The organism is Marilutibacter maris (genome assembly GCF_006546735.2).
Classification (GTDB): Bacteria; Pseudomonadota; Gammaproteobacteria; order Xanthomonadales; family Xanthomonadaceae; genus Marilutibacter; species Marilutibacter maris.
In genome coordinates this window covers 1-19,167 of record NZ_VICD02000214.1, presented here as the reverse complement: position 1 = coordinate 19,167, position 19,167 = coordinate 1, and the positions used below count along the sequence as shown (strand labels likewise).

Annotated in this window: 19 protein-coding genes; 10 read left to right on the top strand and 9 right to left on the bottom strand. The window is 70.2% G+C overall.

From position 1 onward, the window contains the following. The 9 genes from hisD to FKV24_RS12555 form a co-directional block, all read left to right on the top strand. Nucleotides 1–795 (top strand): histidinol dehydrogenase (gene hisD, locus FKV24_RS12595; RefSeq protein ID WP_141482609.1); only part of this gene is annotated, 795 nt, incomplete at its 5' end. Further along, nucleotides 792–1,931, top strand: a complete 1,140-nt coding sequence (hisC, locus tag FKV24_RS12590; RefSeq protein WP_141482608.1) for a histidinol-phosphate transaminase — start codon at nt 792–794, stop codon at nt 1,929–1,931. The genes hisD and hisC, both read left to right, overlap by 4 nt. A gap of 8 nt (nt 1,932–1,939) precedes the next feature. Next, entirely contained in the window at nt 1,940–3,013 is a 1,074-nt protein-coding gene (gene hisB / locus FKV24_RS12585; RefSeq protein WP_141482611.1) for a bifunctional histidinol-phosphatase/imidazoleglycerol-phosphate dehydratase HisB, read from the top strand. Nucleotides 3,014–3,041: 28 nt separating this feature from the next. Beyond that, nucleotides 3,042–3,656 (top strand): imidazole glycerol phosphate synthase subunit HisH, encoded by a 615-nt coding sequence (gene hisH / locus FKV24_RS12580; RefSeq protein ID WP_111266690.1) that lies wholly within the window; start codon nt 3,042–3,044, stop codon nt 3,654–3,656. After that, nucleotides 3,653–4,414, top strand: a complete 762-nt coding sequence (hisA, locus tag FKV24_RS12575; protein WP_141482607.1) for a 1-(5-phosphoribosyl)-5-[(5-phosphoribosylamino)methylideneamino]imidazole-4-carboxamide isomerase — start codon at nt 3,653–3,655, stop codon at nt 4,412–4,414. Before hisH ends, hisA begins: the two co-directional genes overlap by 4 nt. Continuing rightward, nucleotides 4,408–5,184 (top strand): imidazole glycerol phosphate synthase subunit HisF, encoded by a 777-nt coding sequence (gene hisF / locus FKV24_RS12570; RefSeq protein WP_141482606.1) that lies wholly within the window; start codon nt 4,408–4,410, stop codon nt 5,182–5,184. Before hisA ends, hisF begins: the two co-directional genes overlap by 7 nt. Next, nucleotides 5,174–5,827 (top strand): bifunctional phosphoribosyl-AMP cyclohydrolase/phosphoribosyl-ATP diphosphatase HisIE, encoded by a 654-nt coding sequence (gene hisIE, locus FKV24_RS12565; RefSeq protein ID WP_141482605.1) that lies wholly within the window; start codon nt 5,174–5,176, stop codon nt 5,825–5,827. Before hisF ends, hisIE begins: the two co-directional genes overlap by 11 nt. 78 nt (nt 5,828–5,905) lie before the next feature. Beyond that, nucleotides 5,906–7,588 (top strand): calcineurin-like phosphoesterase C-terminal domain-containing protein, encoded by a 1,683-nt coding sequence (locus tag FKV24_RS12560; RefSeq protein ID WP_141482604.1) that lies wholly within the window; start codon nt 5,906–5,908, stop codon nt 7,586–7,588. A 16-nt stretch (nt 7,589–7,604) separates the two neighbouring features. Next, entirely contained in the window at nt 7,605–8,213 is a 609-nt protein-coding gene (locus FKV24_RS12555) for a YdeI/OmpD-associated family protein (protein WP_141482610.1), read from the top strand. Between the two features lie 234 nt (nt 8,214–8,447). Here FKV24_RS12555 and FKV24_RS12550 read toward each other — a convergent pair whose 3' ends face one another. The 6 genes from FKV24_RS12550 to nhaC form a co-directional block, all read right to left on the bottom strand. Continuing rightward, nucleotides 8,448–8,957 (bottom strand): GNAT family N-acetyltransferase, encoded by a 510-nt coding sequence (locus FKV24_RS12550; protein WP_141482603.1) that lies wholly within the window; start codon nt 8,955–8,957, stop codon nt 8,448–8,450. After that, nucleotides 8,954–9,673: an acireductone synthase gene (gene mtnC / locus FKV24_RS12545; protein WP_111266684.1), complete on the bottom strand. Its 720-nt coding sequence runs from the start codon at nt 9,671–9,673 to the stop codon at nt 8,954–8,956. Before mtnC ends, FKV24_RS12550 begins: the two co-directional genes overlap by 4 nt. Then, entirely contained in the window at nt 9,673–10,230 is a 558-nt protein-coding gene (locus FKV24_RS12540; RefSeq protein WP_141482602.1) for a 1,2-dihydroxy-3-keto-5-methylthiopentene dioxygenase, read from the bottom strand. The genes mtnC and FKV24_RS12540 overlap by 1 nt, the downstream gene beginning before the upstream one ends. Before the next feature lie 118 nt (nt 10,231–10,348). Next, nucleotides 10,349–10,978: a methylthioribulose 1-phosphate dehydratase gene (locus tag FKV24_RS12535; RefSeq protein WP_111266682.1), complete on the bottom strand. Its 630-nt coding sequence runs from the start codon at nt 10,976–10,978 to the stop codon at nt 10,349–10,351. A 99-nt stretch (nt 10,979–11,077) separates the two neighbouring features. Then, complete coding sequence (locus FKV24_RS12530; protein WP_111266681.1) at nt 11,078–12,457, bottom strand: sodium-dependent transporter; 1,380 nt, start codon at nt 12,455–12,457, stop codon at nt 11,078–11,080. Nucleotides 12,458–12,503: 46 nt separating this feature from the next. Further along, a complete protein-coding gene (nhaC, locus tag FKV24_RS12525) occupies nt 12,504–14,036 on the bottom strand; it encodes a Na+/H+ antiporter NhaC (RefSeq protein WP_141482601.1) in 1,533 nt (510 codons plus the stop codon). A 322-nt stretch (nt 14,037–14,358) separates the two neighbouring features. Between nhaC and FKV24_RS12520 the strand changes: the two genes are divergently transcribed. Beyond that, on the top strand, nt 14,359–14,958 hold the full coding sequence (locus FKV24_RS12520; RefSeq protein ID WP_141482600.1) for an NUDIX hydrolase: 600 nt from the start codon (nt 14,359–14,361) through the stop codon (nt 14,956–14,958). A 231-nt stretch (nt 14,959–15,189) separates the two neighbouring features. Here FKV24_RS12520 and yeiP read toward each other — a convergent pair whose 3' ends face one another. From yeiP to FKV24_RS12505, 3 genes are all read right to left on the bottom strand, one after another. Beyond that, nucleotides 15,190–15,756 carry an elongation factor P-like protein YeiP gene (yeiP, locus tag FKV24_RS12515; RefSeq protein ID WP_111266678.1) on the bottom strand — a complete coding sequence of 189 codons (567 nt, stop codon included), beginning with the start codon at nt 15,754–15,756 and terminating at the stop codon, nt 15,190–15,192. Between the two features lie 61 nt (nt 15,757–15,817). Beyond that, entirely contained in the window at nt 15,818–16,588 is a 771-nt protein-coding gene (locus tag FKV24_RS12510) for an SDR family NAD(P)-dependent oxidoreductase (protein ID WP_111266677.1), read from the bottom strand. A gap of 103 nt (nt 16,589–16,691) precedes the next feature. Continuing rightward, nucleotides 16,692–19,167, bottom strand: a 2,476-nt coding sequence (locus FKV24_RS12505; protein WP_141482599.1) for a sensor domain-containing protein, incomplete at its 5' end; no start/stop codon positions are given.

The following is a 19,167-nucleotide window of genomic DNA, read 5'->3' as shown; positions in this document are numbered from 1 at the left end:
GCGGCGGCGGCCTGCGGGATCGGCACAGGCGCCGACGGTGGCGTCTTCAAGATCGGCGGCGTGCAGGCGATCGCGGCGATGGCCTACGGCGCGGCCGGGCTGCCGGCCTGCGACAAGCTGTTCGGGCCCGGCAACGGCTGGGTCACCGAGGCCAAGCGCCAGGTCTCGGCCAGCGGTGCGGTCGGCATCGACATGCCGGCGGGGCCGTCGGAGGTGCTGGTGATCGCCGATGCCGGCGCCAATCCGGCCTTCGTCGCCGCCGACCTGCTGTCGCAGGCCGAGCACGGTCCGGACTCGCAGGTGCTGTTGCTGAGCGAGGATGCGGCGCTGCTGGACCGGGTCGCCGAAGCGCTGGAAGCGCAGTTGCAGGCCCTGCCGCGGGCGGCGATCGCGCGCCGGGCGCTGTCGGGCTCGCACCTGGTGCGGGTCGAATCGCTGCGGCAGGCGTTCGAGATCAGCAACCGCTATGCGCCCGAACACCTGATCCTGGCGCTGCGCGATGCGCGCGCGCATCTGCAGCAGGTGCGCGCCGCCGGCTCGGTGTTCCTCGGCGACTGGGCGCCCGAAGCCCTCGGCGACTACTGCAGCGGCACCAACCACGTGCTGCCGACCGCCGGCGCGGCGCGCTTCTGCAGCGGCGTCAGCGTGGCCAGTTTCCAGGTCGCGATCACCGTGCAGGAAGTGCAGCCGCGCGGCCTGGTCGCGATCGGGCCGTGCGCGGCCGAACTCGCCGCCGCCGAGGGACTGGAGGCGCATCGGCGCGCGGTGACCCTGCGACTGGAAGCGGCGGCATGAGCGTGGCGACCACCGACGGTGTGCTGGCGCTGGTGCGTCCGGACCTGCGCGACTTCGCCGGCTACAGCTCGGCGCGCTCGGAAGGCGGCGACGGCCGGATCTGGCTCAACGCCAACGAGTCCGCCTGGGACAACGATGCGAGCCCGGACTCCGGTCTGCGCCGTTATCCGGAGCCGCAGCCGGCGGCGTTGCGCCAGGCGCTGGCGGACATGTACGGAGTCGCCGCCGCGCAGTTGCTGGTCGGTCGCGGCAGCGACGAGGGCATCGACCTGCTGATCCGCGCGTTGTGCCGTCCCGGCGACGACGCGGTGCTGGTCACCTCGCCGACCTTCGGCATGTACGCGGTCTGCGCGCGCCTGCACGGCACCCGCGTGGTCGATGTCCCGCTGACCGACACCGACGACGGTTTCGAGTGCGATTTCGACGCGGTGGCGGCCACCGCCGAGAAAGAGGACGCGCGGATCGTGTTCCTGTGCTCGCCGGGCAATCCGTCCGGCACGCTGCTGCCGCGCGATGCGATCCGGCGACTGGCCCGCCGCCTGCATGGGCGCGCGCTGGTCGTCGTCGACGAAGCGTATATCGAGTACGCGCAGGCGCCGTCGGTGGCCAACCTGATCGAAGCCCACGACAACATCGCGGTGCTGCGCACGCTTTCCAAGGCGCACGCGCTGGCGGCCGCGCGGATCGGCGCGGTGCTCGCCCACGAGGCGCTGATCGGGGTCCTGCGCCGTTGCCAGGCGCCGTATCCGGTGCCGGCGCCATCGGCGCAGACCGCGCTGGCGGCGATCTCGCGCACCGCGCGCAACAGTACCGTCGGCCACGTGCAGGCCGGCGTCGACGAGCGCAAGTCGCTGTATGCGGCGCTGCGCGGTCTTGCGGGCGTGCGTCGGGTGTATCCGTCGCGGGCGAACTTCCTGCTGGTGCGCACGGCCGACACCGAGCGCGTCTACCGGCGCCTGCTCGCCGCCGGCGTGGTGGTGCGCGACATGCGCGGCCATGCCGCGCTCGGCGATGCCCTGCGCATCAGCATCGGCACGCCGGAGCAGAACGCCTGCGTGCTGGCGGTGCTGCGCGAAGTGCTGGGCGAGCTTCCCGATGCGCGTAGCGTTGCGCCTGTCCAGGGAGACAATGCATGAGCGCCGCCCTGCAACCGATCCTGTTCGTCGACCGCGACGGCACCCTGATCGCCGAGCCGCCGGACCACCAGATCGACAGCTTCCAGAAGCTGCGCTTCGTCGACGGCGTGGTGCCGGCGCTGCTGCGGCTGCGAGACGCCGGCTACCAGTTCGTGATCGTCAGCAACCAGGACGGGTTGGGCACCGCGGGCTATCCGCGGGAGAGCTTCGAGGGGCCGCACGCGCTGATGATGCAGGTGTTCGAGAGCCAGGGCATCGTGTTCCGCGAGGTGCTGATCGACACCAGCTTCCCGGCGGACGGCGCGCTGACCCGCAAGCCCGGAATCGGCCTGGTGCTGCATTACCTGAAGGACCGCGGCATCGACTGGGCGCGCTCGGCGATGGTCGGCGACCGCGCGACCGACAACGCGTTCGCCCGCAACCTGGGCATCCGCGCCTTCCAGTTGCGCAACGGCGAGTTCGGCGGCGACTGGGACTGGGCCGGGATCGCGCACGCGCTGGTCGATGCGCCGCGTACCGCCCGTGTCGGCCGCAACACCCGCGAGACCCGGATCGAGGTCGAGGTCGACCTTGATCGCAGCGCCGACCCGCAGGTCTCGACCGGGATCGGTTTCTTTGATCACATGCTCGAACAGCTCGGCAAGCACGGCGGGTTCGCGCTGAACCTGCGCTGCGAGGGCGATCTGCACATCGACGAGCACCACACGGTCGAGGACTGCGCGCTGGCGCTGGGACAGGCCCTGCGCGAGGCGCTGGGCGACAAGCGCGGGATCGGCCGCTACGGCTTCACCCTGCCGATGGACGAGGCGCTGGCCAGCGCCGCGCTGGACTTCTCCGGGCGCCCGTACCTGGTCTTCGAAGGGCGCTTCCACGGCGAGCGGATCGGCGCGCTGTCGGCGCAGATGGTGCCGCACTTCTTCCGCTCGCTGTGCGAGAGCGCCGGTCTCAACCTCAATCTCAAGGTCGAGGGCGACAACGACCACCACCAGGTCGAGGCCTGCTTCAAGGCGGTGGCGCGCGCATTGCGGCAGGCGATCCGTCGCGAGGGCCGCGAACTGCCCAGTACCAAGGGGCTGCTGTGATGGCGGCGATCCGTCCGATGGGAGTGCGGTGATGCGGGTGGTGGTGATCGATTCCGGCGGCGCCAACATCGGCTCGGTGCTCTACGCGCTGGAGCGTCTGGGCGTGAGCGCGACCCTGAGCGCCGATCCCGAGCGGATCCGCGCGGCCGAGCGGGTGATCCTGCCCGGCGTGGGCGCGGCGGCGACCGCGATGGCGCGGTTGCGCGCACTGGACCTGGTCGAGGTGATCCGCGGGCTGCGTCAGCCGCTGCTGGGCATCTGCCTGGGCATGCAGCTGTTGTACGACTCCTCGGAAGAAGGCGGGACCGAGTGCCTCGGACTGTTGCCGGGGCGGGTGTCGCGCCTGCCCGGCGGCACCGGCCTGCGGATCCCGCACATGGGCTGGAACACCCTGCAGATCGAGACCGACAGCATGCTGCTGGCCGGTGTCGCGTCCGGAGCGCACGCCTACTTCGTGCACGGCTACGCCGCGCCGGTGACCGCCGACACCCTGGCCAGCTGCGAGTATGGGAGCCGTTTCACCGCGGTCTGCGGCCGCGGCAACCGCTTCGGTGCGCAGTTCCACCCCGAGCGCTCGGCGACCACCGGCGCCCGGATCCTGGAGAACTTCATCGCCCGCGGCGAGGCGAGGGCGGTGGCATGAGTGGCGCGGCTCCATTCAATGTGCTTCCGGCGATCGACGTGCGCGACGGTCGCGTGGTGCGCCTGTTGCAGGGCGACTACGCGCGCGAGACCCGCTATCGATCGACGCCGCTGGAAACCGCGCAGCGCTATGCCGACGCCGGTGCGCAATGGCTGCACCTGGTCGACCTGGATGCGGCCCGGGTCGGCGGCTACACCCTGCTGCCGCTGCTGCGGGCGATCAAGGCCAGCACCGGGTTGAAGATCCAGACCGGCGGCGGGGTGCGCGACCGCGACGGCGTCGCGGCGATGCTGGACGCCGGCGCCGACCGCGTGGTGGTCGGCTCGCTGGCGGTGCGCGCGCCGGAGCAGGTGATCGACTGGGCCGGGCGGTTCGGCGCCGGGCGCATCACCGTGGCGCTGGATACCCGTCGCGACGACGACGGCCGTTGGCGGCTGCCGGTGGCCGGCTGGACCGCGACCGCCGAGGCCGAACTCGACGCCCTGCTGCGCCGCTATGCCGAGGTTGGCCTGCATGACCTGCTGTGCACCGACATCGACCGCGACGGCACCCTGACCGGTCCCAACCTGGCGCTGTACCGGCACGTGCTGGAGGTTGCCCCGACGCTGCGTCTGCAGGCCTCCGGCGGCATCCGCGACGCCGCCGACGTGGCCGCCGCGCGCGCGGCCGGTTGTGCCGGCGCGGTGCTCGGCAAGGCCCTGCTCGACGGCCGCCTCGATCTGGACGCGGCGCTGGCGCTGGAGGTCGCGCCATGCTGAGCCGTCGCATCATTCCGTGCCTGGATGTGCGCGATGGCCGGGTCGTCAAGGGCGTGCGCTTCCGCGATCACGTCGACATGGGCGACATCGTCGAACTGGCGCTGCGCTACCGCGACGAGGGCGCCGACGAGCTGGTGTTCTACGACATCACCGCCAGCCCCGAAGGGCGCCGGGTCGATCGCGACTGGGTCGAACGGGTCGCGCGTGCGATCGACATTCCGTTCTGCGTCGCTGGTGGCATCCGCAGCGTCGACGATGCGCGCGCGGTGCTGCATGCCGGCGCCGACAAGATCTCGGTCAATACCCCGGCGCTGGAGCGGCCGGCGCTGGTGTCCGAGCTGGCCGAGGCGTTCGGCGTGCAATGCGTGGTGGTCGGGATCGACAGCCTGCGCGACGACGACCGCCAGTGGCGGGTCCGCCAGTACACCGGCGACCCGTCGAAAATGCGCGCGCTGGCCCGAGGCACCCTGGACTGGGTGGTCGAAGCGCAGCGTCTGGGAGCCGGCGAGATCGTGCTCAACTGCATGGGCAGCGACGGCGTCCGCGGCGGTTACGACATCGAACAGTTGCGGGCGGTGCGCGCGATCTGCGAAGTACCGCTGGTCGCGTCCGGCGGAGCCGGCGTGCCGGCGCATTTTGCCGAGGTGTTCGCCGACGCCGACGTCGACGGCGCGCTGGCGGCGAGCGTGTTCCATTCCGGCGCGATCGCGATTCCGGCGTTGAAGCGCGAACTCCGTGGCCAGGGTATCGAGGTGCGTGATGACGATTGATTCGACGACCGCAGCGACACCGGCGCTGGACAGCCGCACCGATTTCAGCATCGACGCACTGGCCTGGGACAAGCAGGGCGGGTTGTTGCCGGTCGTCGTGCAGGACGCGGCGACCCTGCGGGTGTTGATGCTCGGTTACATTGACCGGGCCGCGTTGCAGGCGACGCTGGCGTCGCGGCGGGTGACCTTCTTCAGCCGCAGCAAGGGACGACTGTGGACCAAGGGCGAGTCGTCCGGCCACTTCCTCGACCTGGTGTCGCTGCAGGCCGATTGCGACGACGACACCCTGCTGGCGCTGGTGCGGCCGAACGGGCCGACCTGCCACCTGGGTCGGACCAGTTGCTTCGAGCAGGCGCCGGGCGGGTTCCTGGCCGAGCTGGAGGCGTTGATCGAGCGGCGCGAGCGCGAACGTCCGGCCGACAGCTACACCACGCGGCTGTTCGACGCCGGCACCCGCGCGATCGCGCAGAAGGTCGGCGAGGAGGGTGTGGAAACCGCGCTGGCCGCGGTCGCGCAGGACCTGCAGGCGGTCCGCAACGAATCCGCCGACCTGCTCTATCACCTGCTGGTGCTGTTGCGCGCGCGCGGCCTGGCACTGGACGAGGTGGTGGCGGTGTTGCGCGAGCGTCATCGCCCGGGCTGAGCGCGCGACGCCCACCGCTGTCATGCCGGTATCGGGACGGACGGGCATAATCGACGCTTCCCGGAACGAGAGTGGACGATGGCGTCGAACCTGCCGCGGACATCCCGCGCACTGAGCGGACTGGCCGGCCTGACCGTCCTGCTGGCATCGCTGTCGCCGACCGCGCTGCAGGCCAGGGCACACGACTGCGCCGAAGGCTACGTGTACCTGGACGCCGACCGCGACGGTCATCGTGGTCCGGGCGAGGCGGGCGTGGCCGGGGTGAAGGTCTCCGATGGCGTCGCGATCGTGGAGACCGATGCCGAGGGGCGTTACCGGCTGCCCGCGGTCGACGGTCGCAGCCGCTTCGTGATCAAGCCGCCGGACCATGCGGTGCCGATGCGCAGCAACGGCCTGCCGGACTACTGGGGCAATCTGCAGCGCCGGCCCGGGCCGGCGTTGAAGTACGGCGGCGTGCCGGTTGCCGGCGACGGTTGTCGCGACTTCGCGCTGTGGCCGGCCGGCGAGGCCGCGGTGGCGGATGCGGATGGACTCGACGTGCTGGTGTTCGGCGACCCGCAGCCCAAGTCGCGTATCGACGTCGATTATTACCGCCGCGACATCGTCGAGCCGTTGCTGGCGGCCTCGACGACTCCGGGCCGGGCCGACGCGGCGCTGGGCATCAGCCTGGGCGACATCGTCAACGACGACCTGTCGCTGTACCCGGCGATGAACGCGATCACCGCGCGGATGAGCATCCCGTGGCTGCACGTGCCGGGCAATCACGACCTGGACTTCGACGCCGCCGACGATGCCGCCTCGCTGTCGACGTTCCGCCATCACTTCGGCCCCGACAGCTTCGCCTGGGAGGAGCCGCAGGCCTCGTTCGTCGTCCTCGACGACGTGGTCTACCGGCCCGGGCAGAGTCCGCGCTACATCGGCGGACTGCGCGAGAGCCAGTTCGAGTTCCTGCGCCAATACCTGGCCGGGGCGCGCCGCGACCGTCTTCTGGTGATCGCCGTGCACATTCCGTTCTTCGACCCGGTGCCGGGGCAGGAGAGCTTCCGCCGCGCCGACCGCGAGCGCCTGTTCGCGATGCTGGAGCCGTTCGCGCAGGTGCTGCTGCTGAGCGCGCACAGCCACATGCAGCAGCACGTCTGGCACGGTCCGGACAGCGGCTGGCACGGCGCGAAGCCACTGCACGAGTACAACGTCGGCGCGACCTGTGGCTCGTTCTGGTCCGGGGTCAAGGACGCCCAGGGGATTCCGGACACCACCATGCGCGACGGCACCCCCAACGGGTACGCGCGCCTGCGGGTGTCGGCCCCCGAGCCTGGCGGGCGGCCGGACTATGCCTTGCGCTGGAAGGTCGCGCGGTTGCCGGCCGACAGCGAAGGCATGACCGACGCGGTCGCCCTGCATGCGCCGAAGGTGCTGCGCCGCGGCGCCTGGCCGGGTTATGGCCTCTACGCCAACGTGTTCATGGGCGATGCCGGGACCCGGGTCGAGTTCCGCATCGATGACGGTGAATGGCAGCCGATGCGACGCGTGCTGCGTCCGGACCCGCGAGTGCTGGCGGAGAATGCCGCCGACGATGCGGCCGAGGCGCTGCGCGGCTACGACCGCCAGAGCGATGCCGAGATATCCAGCCACCTGTGGCGCGCCTCGTTGCCGACCGATCTGGACGCGGGCGAGCACCGCGTCGAGGTGCGCGCATTCGACCGCTGGCAGGGCGAGCAACGTGCCAGCACCGGTTACCGCCTCGACGAGGCGCAGCCATGAGCCGGGGGCATTGAGCATGGCCGCCGCGAAATCGCCGAAGGGCGCCGCCCAGCTGCCCGACGACCTGCCGGTGCGGCGTTTCGCCACCGTCGCGGCCTGGGACAAGTGGCTGGCCGCGCACCCGGACGCGGCCGGGATGTGGCTGAAGATCGCCAAGAAGGATTCCGGCGCCAGCAGCATCAGCTATGCCGAGGCGCTCGATGTCGCGTTGTGTCACGGCTGGATCGACGGCCAGAAGCGCGGCCTCGACGCGCAGTTCTTCCTGCAGCGCTTCACCCCGCGCCGTCCCGGCAGCGTGTGGTCGAAGATCAACGTCGGCAAGGTCGAAGCCCTGGTCCAGGCAGGGCGCATGCGCGAAGGCGGCCTGCGCGAGGTCGAGGCGGCCCGGGCCGACGGACGCTGGGACGCCGCCTACGCCCCGGCCAGCCGCATGCAGGTACCGCCGGAACTGGAGGCGGAGCTGGCCGCCAGTCCGCGGGCCAGGGCGGCGTTCGAACAGCTCGACCGCAGCAACCGCTACGCGTTCTGCTGGCGCGTGCAGACCGCCAAGAAGCCCGAGACCCGCGTCGCCCGCGCCGAGAAGTTCGTGGCGATGCTGCTGCGCGGCGAGAAGCTTCATGGCTGAGTGGGGGACGATATCCGGCTGCGCCCGGATATCTCCCAAGGTTTGCTGCGCAAACCTTGGGCCCCGCCGTTGCGCTTCCACACCCCCATTCGCGCCTGCGGCACGAATCGCCCCCTGACTCAGGGGGGCTGGGTTACAGCTCGCGGCCATCATCGGGTCTGGGGTTTCCTGTAGGAGTGGCGTAAGCCGCGATGGGGCTTTCATGGGATGGCCCGATCACGGCTTACGCCGCTCCTACAGAGGCACTTTCGCCTGGTCGGACAGGTCGAGCTTCATGCCCTCGTGCGAGGCGACGAAGCCCAGCGACTGGTAGAACCGCAGCGCCTCGGGACGGCGCTTGTCGGTGGTCAGCTGGAGCAGGTGGCAGCCGCGTTCGCGGGCCAGCCCGATGGCGGCGTCGAACAGGCGGCGGCCCAGCCCGCGGCCGCGCATCGAGGCGGCGACCCGCACTCCTTCGATCAGGGCGCGTGGGCGCCCCTGGTAGGTCAGCGAGGGGATCACGGTGAGCTGGAGCACTCCGACCGGCGTGCCGTCCTCGTCGGCCGCGACCAGCAGGGTGTTGTTCGGATCAGCGGCGATCGCCTCGAACGCCACGCGATAACTGTCGGGCAGGGGATCGACATCGCGCTCGCGCGCGCGGCCGAGCGCATCGTCGGCCAGCAAGTGGACGATCGCGCGCAGGTCGTCGGCAGCGGCGGTCCGCAGGACGATGTTCCCGGCCGGGGTCGGCGCGCCGCCGCTCATGCGCCGGCGGCGAGCGCGTCGAAGGTCTGGTGGCGCGGATGGCCGTGGGTCGCTTCGCCTTCGCGCGGTTGCGGATAGTCGTCGCGACGGTCGATCAGCGCGGTCGCCAGGCCGGCCTCGCGGGCGGCGTCGAGTTCCTCGACCACGTCGGACAGGAACAGGATCTCGCCGGCCGGCCGGCCGATCGCGTCGACGATGCGGCGGTAGCTGTCGGCCTCGCGCTTGCCGCCGACCTCGGTGTCGAACCAGCCCGAGAACAGCCCGGTCAGATCGCCGGCGTCGCTGTGGCCGAAGAACAGCCGCTGCGCCGGCACGCTGCCGGAGGAATACACGTACAGCGGCAGGCCTTCGCCGTGCCAGCGCTTGAGCGCCTCGGCCGCGTCCGGGTAGATGTGCGCGCTGAAGTCGGCGCTGCGGTAGCCATCGGCCCAGATCATGCCCTGCAGCGCCTTCAGCGCGGTGTGCTTGCGGTCCTCGTCGATCCAGCCCTGCAGCACCTCGACGATCATGCGGTCGCTGCAGATGCCGCCGTTCTCGGTGGCCACCGTGTCCAGCCACTTGCGCACGCCGGGCTCCTGGCCGCGCGCCTGCACGAAGCCGGGCAGGGCGCGGCGGGCATACGGAAACAGCACGTCCTTGACGAACGAGATGCTGCTGGTGGTGCCTTCGATGTCGGTGAGGATCGCCTGGGGACGGGTCGGGGCGTTGGTGGTCATCAGATCGCCTGCCCCTTCTCGTAGCGCGGGAAGCGGCCGGCGATGTCGGTGCCGGTGAAATGGCCGACCCAGCCGTCGGGCTCGGTGAAGAAGCGGATCGCGACGAAGCTCGGTTCCGGCCCCATGTCGAACCAGTGGGTGGTGCCGTCGGGCACGCCGATCAGATCGCCGGCCTCGCACAGCACCTCGTAGACCTTGTCGTCGACGTGCAGGGTGAACAGTCCGGAGCCGGCGACGAAGAAGCGGACCTCGTCCTCCTTGTGGAAGTGCTCGTCGAGGAACTTCGCGCGCATCGCCTCGCGCTGGGGGTTGTCCGGGGCGATGCTGACCACGTCGACGGTGCGGAAGCCGCGCTCGGCGACCAGGCGGTCGATGTCGGCGCGGTAGGCGTCCATGATCGTCTCCGGCGCGTCGCCGGGCCTGACCGGCTGGGTGGCCTGCCATTGCTCGAAGGCGACCCCGATCCGCGCCAGCTCGCGCGCCATCCCGGCGTGGTCGTCGATGCTCAGCTGCGGGGTGGACGGGTCGTGGTCGGAAAAGATGCGCAGGCGACTCATTGGGGGATTCCTCCAGGGCGGCCGGAGCGGTCCGGCGGCTGGCGCGCCACGACGGGCGCGCGGTGGGACCGGCGGCGCCGGTCCGGTTGCATGACGGGCAGGCCGGTGGCCGCCGCGCTCAGAATTTTCGCATTTCCAGCTCGCAGGCGAGCAGGAACTCGAACGCCTCCAGATGCCGGCGCGCCTCGGCCATGTCGCGACCCCAGGCGTACAGGCCGTGGCCGTCGATCAGATAGCCCCACATCGGCTGGACGTCGAGCAGGGCGTCGACCTGGGCGGCCAGGGTCGGCATGTCCTGGCTGTTGGGCAGCACCGGCAGCTCGACCGTGGTCTCGTGGGTGGTGTTGCCGGTGAAGGCCTTCAGCAGCTCGTAGCCTTCCAGGTGGACATGGCCGTTGCCGGAGAACAGGCGCGAGGCCACGGTCTGGGCCAGCGAGTGCGTGTGCAGGACGCAGCCGATCTCGGGGAAGCGCCGGTACAGCTGGGTGTGCAGCAGGGTCTCGGCGGAGGACTTCTTGTCGGTGGCGACCGGCTGTCCGTCCAGATCGACGACCATGATGTCGGCCTCGGTCAGCCGGCCCTTGTCGCGGCCGGAAACGGTGATCGCGATATGGGCGTCGTCCATCCGTTGCGAGAAGTTGCTGCTGGTCGCGGGGGTCCAGCCGCGCTCGGACAGCTCGCGGATGTTGACGATGAGTTCGCCCGCGCAGTGGGACAGGCGGGCCGGATCGTAGGGGGCGGAAGTCATGCCCCAAGTTTAGGCGCTGTTGGCCCCCGACGAGTAGGCCGGTCGGGTCAATCGGGCCGGATCGGGCGCCGGCGGTTGCCCGGCGCCCGATCGGGGCGTTCAGTCCAGCACGAAGGGGCTGATCAGCACCGCCAGCACCAGCAGCGGGGCGATCACCCGCACCACCCAGCGCCACAGCGCCAGCAGGCCCGGTGGCAGGGTGTTCAGCTCGTCCTTCAGCAGGCTGCGCTTGACCACCCAGCCGGCGAACAGGGCGATCAGCAGCCCGCCCAGCGGCAACATCAGGTTGTTGGCGACGAACTCGATCATGTCCATGATGTTCTTGTTGCCGATCACCCGGACGCCCTCCGGCACCCGCACGCTGGACCAGATGTTGAACGAGAACACCGTGGCCAGGCCGACGATCCAGCAGATCCCGGCGACCACCAGGGCGGCCTTGCGACGGGTCAGGCCGACCCGCTCGACCAGGTAGGCGGTGGCCGGTTCCATCAGCGAGATCGACGAGGTCCACGCGGCGACCGACAGCAGGGCGAAGAACAGCAGGCCGTAGGCGATGCCGAACGGCATGGTGTTGAACGCGTGCGGCAGCGAAGTGAAGATCAGGCCCGGTCCGCCGCCCTGCGGGTCGATGCCGAACGAGATCACGATCGGGAAGATCGCCAGGCCGGCCATCAGCGCGACGCCGGTGTCGGCCAGCGCCACGGTCACCCCGACCTGCGGGATCGACACGCCCTTGGGCAGATAGGCGCCGTAGGTCATCATCGTGCACATGCCCAGGCTCAGGGTGAAGAACGCCTGGCCCATCGCGTCGATGAAGGTGCGGCCGCTGATCTGCGACCAGTCGGGCTTGAACAGGAACGCCATCGCCTCGGTCAGGTGGCCGGTGGTCGCGCCGTAGATGACCAGGGTCAGCAGCAGCACGAACAGCGCCGGCATCAGGAAGCGCACCGCGCGCTCCAGGCCCTTCTCCACGCCCAGCGCGACCACGCCCACGGTCAGGACCATGAACACCGCGTGCCAGGCCGACAGCTCCAGCGGGTTGCCGAGCAGGCCGCTGAAGGTCGCGCCCGGGTCGCTGATCGGGGCGGCGCCGAACAACTGCGACAGGTACAGCCAGCTGTAGTGCAGGGTCCAGCCGGCGACCACGCTGTAGAAGCTCAGGATCAGCACGCCGGCGACCATGCCGATCCAGCCGATGCCGATCCAGCCCTTCGAGGCGCCCAGCTCGCGGACCAGGTCGGTCAGCGCGTTGACCGGGCTGCGGCGGCCGTGGCGGCCGAGCAGCACTTCCGACATCAGGATCGGCAGGCCGACCAGGGCGATGCAGGCCAGGTAGACCAGCACGAAGGCGCCGCCGCCGTTGTCGGAGGCCATGTAGGGGAAGCGCCAGATGTTGCCCAGGCCGACGGCCGATCCGGTCGCAGCGAGGACGAAGGCCATCCGGGATGACCACATGCCGTGGATCGAGGTTTTTTCCATAGCGGTTCGATATGACTCGGTTTCTAGGGGCGCCGGGGAGCGGCAGTCATGGCTGTGGGGAGGCCGGGTTGGAATGGATCTCGTGGTCGGACACGGTCGCGTCGACCTGCGGCGTCACGTGCAGGATCTTGAAGCCGGCGTAGGCGAGGATCGCCGACACGAACGGACTGACCAGGTTGAAGAAGGCGTAAGGCAGGTAGTCGATGGTGGCGACGCCCAGGGTCACCGCCATGTAGGCGCCGCAGGTGTTCCAGGGGATCAGCGGCGAGGTGATCGTGCCGGCGTCCTCGAGCGCGCGCGACAGGTTGACCGGGGCCAGCCCGCGGCGCGCGTACTCGGGGCGGTACAGGCGCCCGGTCAGCACGATCGACATGTACTGGTCGGCGGCGATGGCGTTCGCGCCGACCGCGGTCGCCAGGGTCGCGGCGATCAGCGAGCCGGTGGTCCGGGCCGCCTTCAGCACCGAGCGGATCATCCGTTCCAGCAGGCCGGTCTTCTCCATCACCGCGCCGAAGCCCATCGCGCAGATGATCAGCCAGATGGTGTTGAGCATGCTGCTCATGCCGCCGCGGCTGAGCAGATCGTCGACCGCGGCGTTGCCGGTGCTGGCCTTGTAGCCGTCGGCCAGCGCGCTCCAGACGCCGGCCAGCATCGCCATCGGCTGCGACAGCGCGTCCTTGCCGGCCAGGGCGATGACCCGGTCGGGCTGGAACACCACCGCGAACACGCCGCCGAGCAGGGCGCCGATCAGGATCGTCGGATAGGCCGGGAACCGGCGTACCGCCAGCACGAACACCACCAGCAGCGGAATCAGCAGGTGCAGGCCGAGATTGAACTGCGCGCCCAGCACCGCCGGCAGGTCGCCGATCTCGCTGCCGCCCTCGCCGTGCGAGGACGACAGCCCGATCACGGTGAACAGCACCAGCGCGACCAGGATGCTCGGCACCGTGGTCCAGGTCATGTGGCGGATATGCGCGAACAGCTCGCTGCCGGCGGCGGCCGGGGCGATGTTGGTGGTGTCCGACAGCGGCGAGATCTTGTCGCCGAAATAGGCGCCGGAGATGACCGCGCCGGCGGTGATCGCCGGCGACATCTCCAGACCCTGGGCGACGCCGATCAGGGCGACGCCGAGGGTGCCGGCGACCGTCCACGAGCTGCCGATCGCCAGCGCCACGATCGCGCAGATCAGGCAGGTCGCGGGGTAGAAGATCGACGGATGCAGCAGCTTGAGGCCGTAGACGATCAGGGTCGGCACGGTACCGCTGAGTATCCAGGTGCCGATCAGCGCGCCGACCGCGAGCAGGATGAAGATCGGCACGATCGCCAGCGAGATGCCGTGGACCAGGTTGTCCTGGATCTCCTGCCAGCGCATGCCGTTGCGCAGGCCGATCAGCGCGGCGACGCCGGCGGCCAGCATCAGCGAGACCTGGTTGGCGCCGTAGGAGGCGTCCGAACCGTAGACATAGACCGCGCCGCCGAGCAGCACGGCGAGGAAGAGCAGCGGCGTCAGCGCCTGCAGCAGGCTCGGCTCACGTGAGGCGGCACGGGCGGCCGGCGGGACATTCGCGTTGTCGGACATCTAGCTCCCCGGAGGCGGTCCCGGCTCGTTGGTTTCGGGATACGTTCGATGGCTTCACCGCGTCGCGTCGCCGCAAGGCCGCCAATTGTGACGGTCCGGTGAAGTGGCGGGCCACCATAACCCAGCGATGAAACCGGCAGCAAGGGACCGAAGGGGGGGCGGCGGGCCACCCGCGATCGCGCATACTGACCGTACTTTCCCGTCCGGCGAAGGACGCACACGCCATTGCGTGACGCGCGTTCACCTGGTCTCCGTCCGCCGCTGTCCGCGGCCGGGGCGACCGCGCCGGCGGGGCGTCTGGCCCGCTTCCGGAACCTGCTTCATGTCCAATGATCCCGTCCCCGCCACGTCTTCGCAGGGCGCGACCGTGCCGCCGTCGAATGCCGATGCCGCCCTGGCCGAGCGCCTGCGCGCGCATGCCCGGCGTTGGCCCGGCGAGGCCGAGGCCGCCGCGCAGTTCCTGGCGCTGCTGGCCGACCCGCTCGACCCGTTCGTGCGTGCGCGGCTGCAGGGCCATTTCACCGCTTCGGCCTGGCTCATCGACCGCTCCGGTTCGCGGGTGCTGCTGACCCACCACCGCAAGCTCGGCCGCTGGCTGCAGCTGGGCGGTCACGCCGACGGCGACCGCGACCTGGCCCGGGTCGCGCTGAAGGAGGCGGAGGAGGAGTCGGGGCTGTCCGGACTGCGGGTGGAGGCCGAACCCTTCGACCTCGACCGCCACTGGATTCCCGAGCGCGGCGAGGTGCCTGGTCATTGGCACTACGACGTCCGCTACGTGGTCCGGACCGGCGACGACGAGGCCTTCGTGGTCAGCGAGGAGTCCCTGGACCTGGCCTGGCGCGAGGTCGATGCGATCGCCGCCGATGCCGATGCCGATCCGTCGTTGCGGCGGATGGCGCACAAGTGGCTGCGGCGCGGGTAGGGAGGCGGTGCCGGGGCGCGTCGAGGCCGTGACGCGGCCTGCGCCGCTCCCGCGGGAGATTCGAAGCTCGAAAGAATTCCGTAGGAGCGGCGCAAGCCGCGATCGGGCTTTCCCATTGAGGCTTAATCGCGGCTCACGCCGCTCCTACGGGAGATGCGTCCGATTGCGGCGCGTCGCTGGCTCGGGCGACTGTAGGAGCGGCGCAAGCCGCGATCGGCGGACGGCCCCGCCTCAGTCGGCGCGGCCGGAGAACTCGCCGGTGCTGGTGTTGACCATCACCCGCTCGCCGTTGCCGACGTACTCCGGCACCATGATTTCCAGACCGGTCGACAGCTTGGCCGGCTTCGGGCGCTTGGTCGCGGTGCCGCCCTTGAGTTCCGGCGGGGTGTCGACGACCTCGATCGCCACCGTCTGCGGCAGTTGCAGGGCGACCGGCTGATCGTCGATCAGCTGGATATAACAGCCCGAAAGATCGTCGACGATATATCCAGCATCTTCTCCGATCACGTCGGCATCGAGCATGTACGGGGTGTAATCCTCGTCGTCCAGGAAAACGAAGGCCTCGCCGTCGCGGTACGAGTAGGTCGCCTGGCGGCGGCTGAGCTCGACTTCCTTCAGGTCGTCGTCGGCGTCGAAGCTGGCATCGAGCTTGTTGCCGCCGGGCACGCTGTACATGGTGAAGCGGAAGCGGACGTTGCCGCCGCGGCCCTGCGGCGAGCTGCGGTCGATGTCGCGGACCTGGTAGACGCCGTTGTTGTATTCGACGACGTTGCCTTTCTTGATATCGCTGGCTTTCATCGGGTGCCTTTGCTTGCTCCCTCCCCTGAATCGGGGGAGGGCCGGGGAGGGGTGTGGAGGTTTACTTCGGTGCCAGGCGGGTGGCGCCGTCGAGGCGGATGGTCTCGCCGTTGAGGTAGGTGTTGCCGAGGATGTAGGCGACCAGGTCGGCGAACTCCTGCGGCTGGCCCAGGCGCGACGGGAACGGGATCGACGCGGCCAGCGATTGCTGCACGTTTTCCGGCATGCCGTCGACCATCGGGGTCCAGAACACGCCCGGGGCGACGGTCATCACGCGGATGCCGAAACGGGCCAGCTCGCGCGCCATCGGCAGGGTCATGCCAACCACGCCGCCCTTGGATGCGGAATAGGCGGCCTGGCCGATCTGGCCCTCGTAGGCGGCGACCGAGGCGGTGTTGACGATCACCCCGCGCTCGCCGTCGTTGCCCGGTTCGTTGTGCTGCATCAGGTTGGCGGCGGCCTTGGCGACGTTGAAGCTGCCGACCAGGTTGACCATCACCGTGGCCTGGAAGTTGCCCAGCGGCATCGGCGTCTCGCGGCCGAGCACGCGGCCGGCGCCGAGGATGCCGGCGCAGTTGACCAGGGTGTTCAGGCCACCGAGGAAGTCGTGCGCGGCCTGCACGTTGGCGGCGACCCCGTCCTCGGAGGTGACGTCGGTCTTGAAGTAGCGGGCCTTGGCCTCGCCGAGCTCGGCGACCGCGGTCGCGCCCTTGTCGTCGTTGACGTCGAACAGGGCGACCTTGCCGCCGTGGGCGACCAGATGGCGGGCCACCGCCAGGCCGAGGCCGGAAACGCCACCGGTGACGATGGCCAGGGAAGAATCGAGCTGCATGTCGTAAGGCTCCAGAAGCGGGGCGAGCCGGATATTCTAAGGCGACTGCGGGCCCTCGATGTTGAGCCGCGACGAGAAAGTCCGGTCGCGGCTCACGCCGCTCCTACGAAGTCTTGCCGGCTGCATCCGTCCGGTAGCGCTGCAGCAGCTGCTCCGGCGGCAGGCCTGGGGCGAACAGGAAGCCCTGGCCGATCTCGATTCCCAGTTGCAGCAGGAACTCGCGCTGCTCTTCGTTCTCGACGCCCTCGGCGATCATCTGCAGGCCCAGGCTGTTGGCGATGCCGTTCACCGCCTGGCAGACCGCGACGTCGGACTGGTTGCCGGGCACGCCCTGGATGAACAACTGGCTGAGCTTGAGGCCGTGGATCGGGAGCCGCCGCAGGTAGTTGAGCGCGCTGTAGCCCTCGCCGAAGTCGTCGATCGACAGCGACACCCCCATCGCGCGCAGTTCGTCGAAGGCGTGCCGGGTCTCGGGCGCGTCCTCGATCAGCACCCGCTCGGTGAATTCCAGCTCCAGCATGTGCCCGGGCAGGCCGGACTGGTCCAGCGCCTCGCGCACGCTGAGGATCAGGTCCTCGCTGAGGAACTGGCGGTAGGACACGTTGACCGCGATGCGGTCCAGCGCCAGCCCCTGGTCGCGCCAGTCGCGCAGCTGGCGGCAGGCCTCGTGCAGGACCCAGCGGCCGATGCCGACGATGTCGCCGGTCGATTCGGCATGGTCGATGAAGCGATCCGGGCGCATCTCGCCCAGCGAGCGGTTGCGCCAGCGGATCAGTGCCTCGGTGCCGATCAGGAGCCCGCTGCGCATGTCGACCTGCGGCTGGTAGACCAGGTGGAACTCGTCGTTGTAGACCGCGCGGCGCAGGTGGGTCTCCAGTTGCAGCCGCTGCAGCTGGCGCTCGGCCAGCTCGGGGGTGAACGCCTGCCAGCCGTTGCGGCCGCGGCGCTTGCTGTCGTACATCGCCACGTCGGCGCACTGGATCAGCTGCTGCGAGGACAGCCCGTCCTGCGGTGCGTGGGCGATGCCGATGCTGGCGGTGATGTTGAATTCCTCGCCGTCCAGGCGGAACGCGCGGTCGAATATCTCCAGGATGGCGTCGGCCAGGCGCTGCGGGCGCGCCGGGTCGTCCTGGGCCATGCAGATCACCAGGAACTCGTCGCCGCCGAAGCGCGCGATCAGGCCTTCCAGTCCGACCACGTGGGCGATCCGCTGCGAGGCGTCGATCAGCAGGCGATCGCCGGCGGCGTGGCCGAGCATGTCGTTGACGATCTTGAAGCGGTCCAGGTCGATGTAGAGCACCGCCAGTTGCGCGTGCTCGGGCTGCTCCAGCCAGCCGTCGAGCTGTTCCAGCACGGCGTCGCGGTTGAGCAGGCCGGTCAGCGGATCGGTGCGGGCCTGGATCCGCAGCATCTCCTCGGCCTGCTTGCGTTCGGTGATGTCCTGCAGGGTGCCGGTCAGGCGCGCGCTGTAGGCGGTGCCGACCAGCGGTTCGCCGATGACCCGGATCCAGAACGGTTTGCCGCTGCCGTGGATGCCCTGCAGCTCCAGGTTGAGGCCGTTGCCGGAGGCCATCGCGCGGCTCAGCGCGTCGCGCAACCGCTGCCGGTCCGGGACCTGCAGGCAGGCCATGAACGCGTCCATGTAGCGCGGCGCCGGATGGCAGCCGACGATCCGCTGCGCTTCGTCGGTCAGGTACAGCTCGTCGCGGCCGGCATCCCACTCCCAGCCGCCGATGTGCGCCAGCGCCTGGGCGCGGTCGAACAGGGCGCTGTCGCGCTTGAGCGCGGTCACGTCGGAGTACAGCGAGAGGATCTGCCGCGGGCGGTCGCCGCCGGCGGGGTAGTGCGGCACCGAGGTCACCGACAGCCAGCTGAGCTGGCGCCGCTCGCGGTGATAGAAGCCCAGCAGGGTGCTTTCGATCGTGCGCCCCCATTGCAGCGCCCGTTGCGCCGGCCACTGGCCGGGCGGCAGCTCGCGGCCGTGCTCGTCGATCACCAGCCAGTTGTCCGGCCGCATCTCGTCCTCGAGGAACTTGCCCTTGCCGATCCCGAAGATCCGCATTGCCGCGGCATTGGCGAACATGTAGCGGCCGCCGGCGTCCTGCACCAGGATGCCCTGGTCGAGGGTCTCGACCAGTTCGCGGTAGCGCAGTTCGGCGTCGCGGCGGCCGCTGAGGTCGCGCGCGACCGCGACCAGGCATTCGCGGCCGTCGAACTGCAGCGCCGCCGAGTGCACCTCGACCGGGAACCGGGTGCCGTCGGCGCGCATGTTGGTGACTTCGATGACGTAGGTGTCGCCGCGGCGCAGGGTCTCGACCACCGGCGCCATGTGGTCGGCGGGCAGGTCGGGGTTGATCACGTGGATCGGGCGTCCGACCACGTCCTCGCGCGGACGCTTGTAGGCGCTCATGCCGGCGCGGTTGAGGTCGAGCACGATGCCGTCGTAGTCGATGATGCTGACCGGGTCGGGCACCGCGTGGAACAGCGCGTCGTAGCGCCGGCGGGCGTTGTCGGCGTCGGCGTGAGAACGCAGCAGCGCGTCGCGCGCCTCGCGCAGCAGGGCGCGGGTGGCCTGCGGT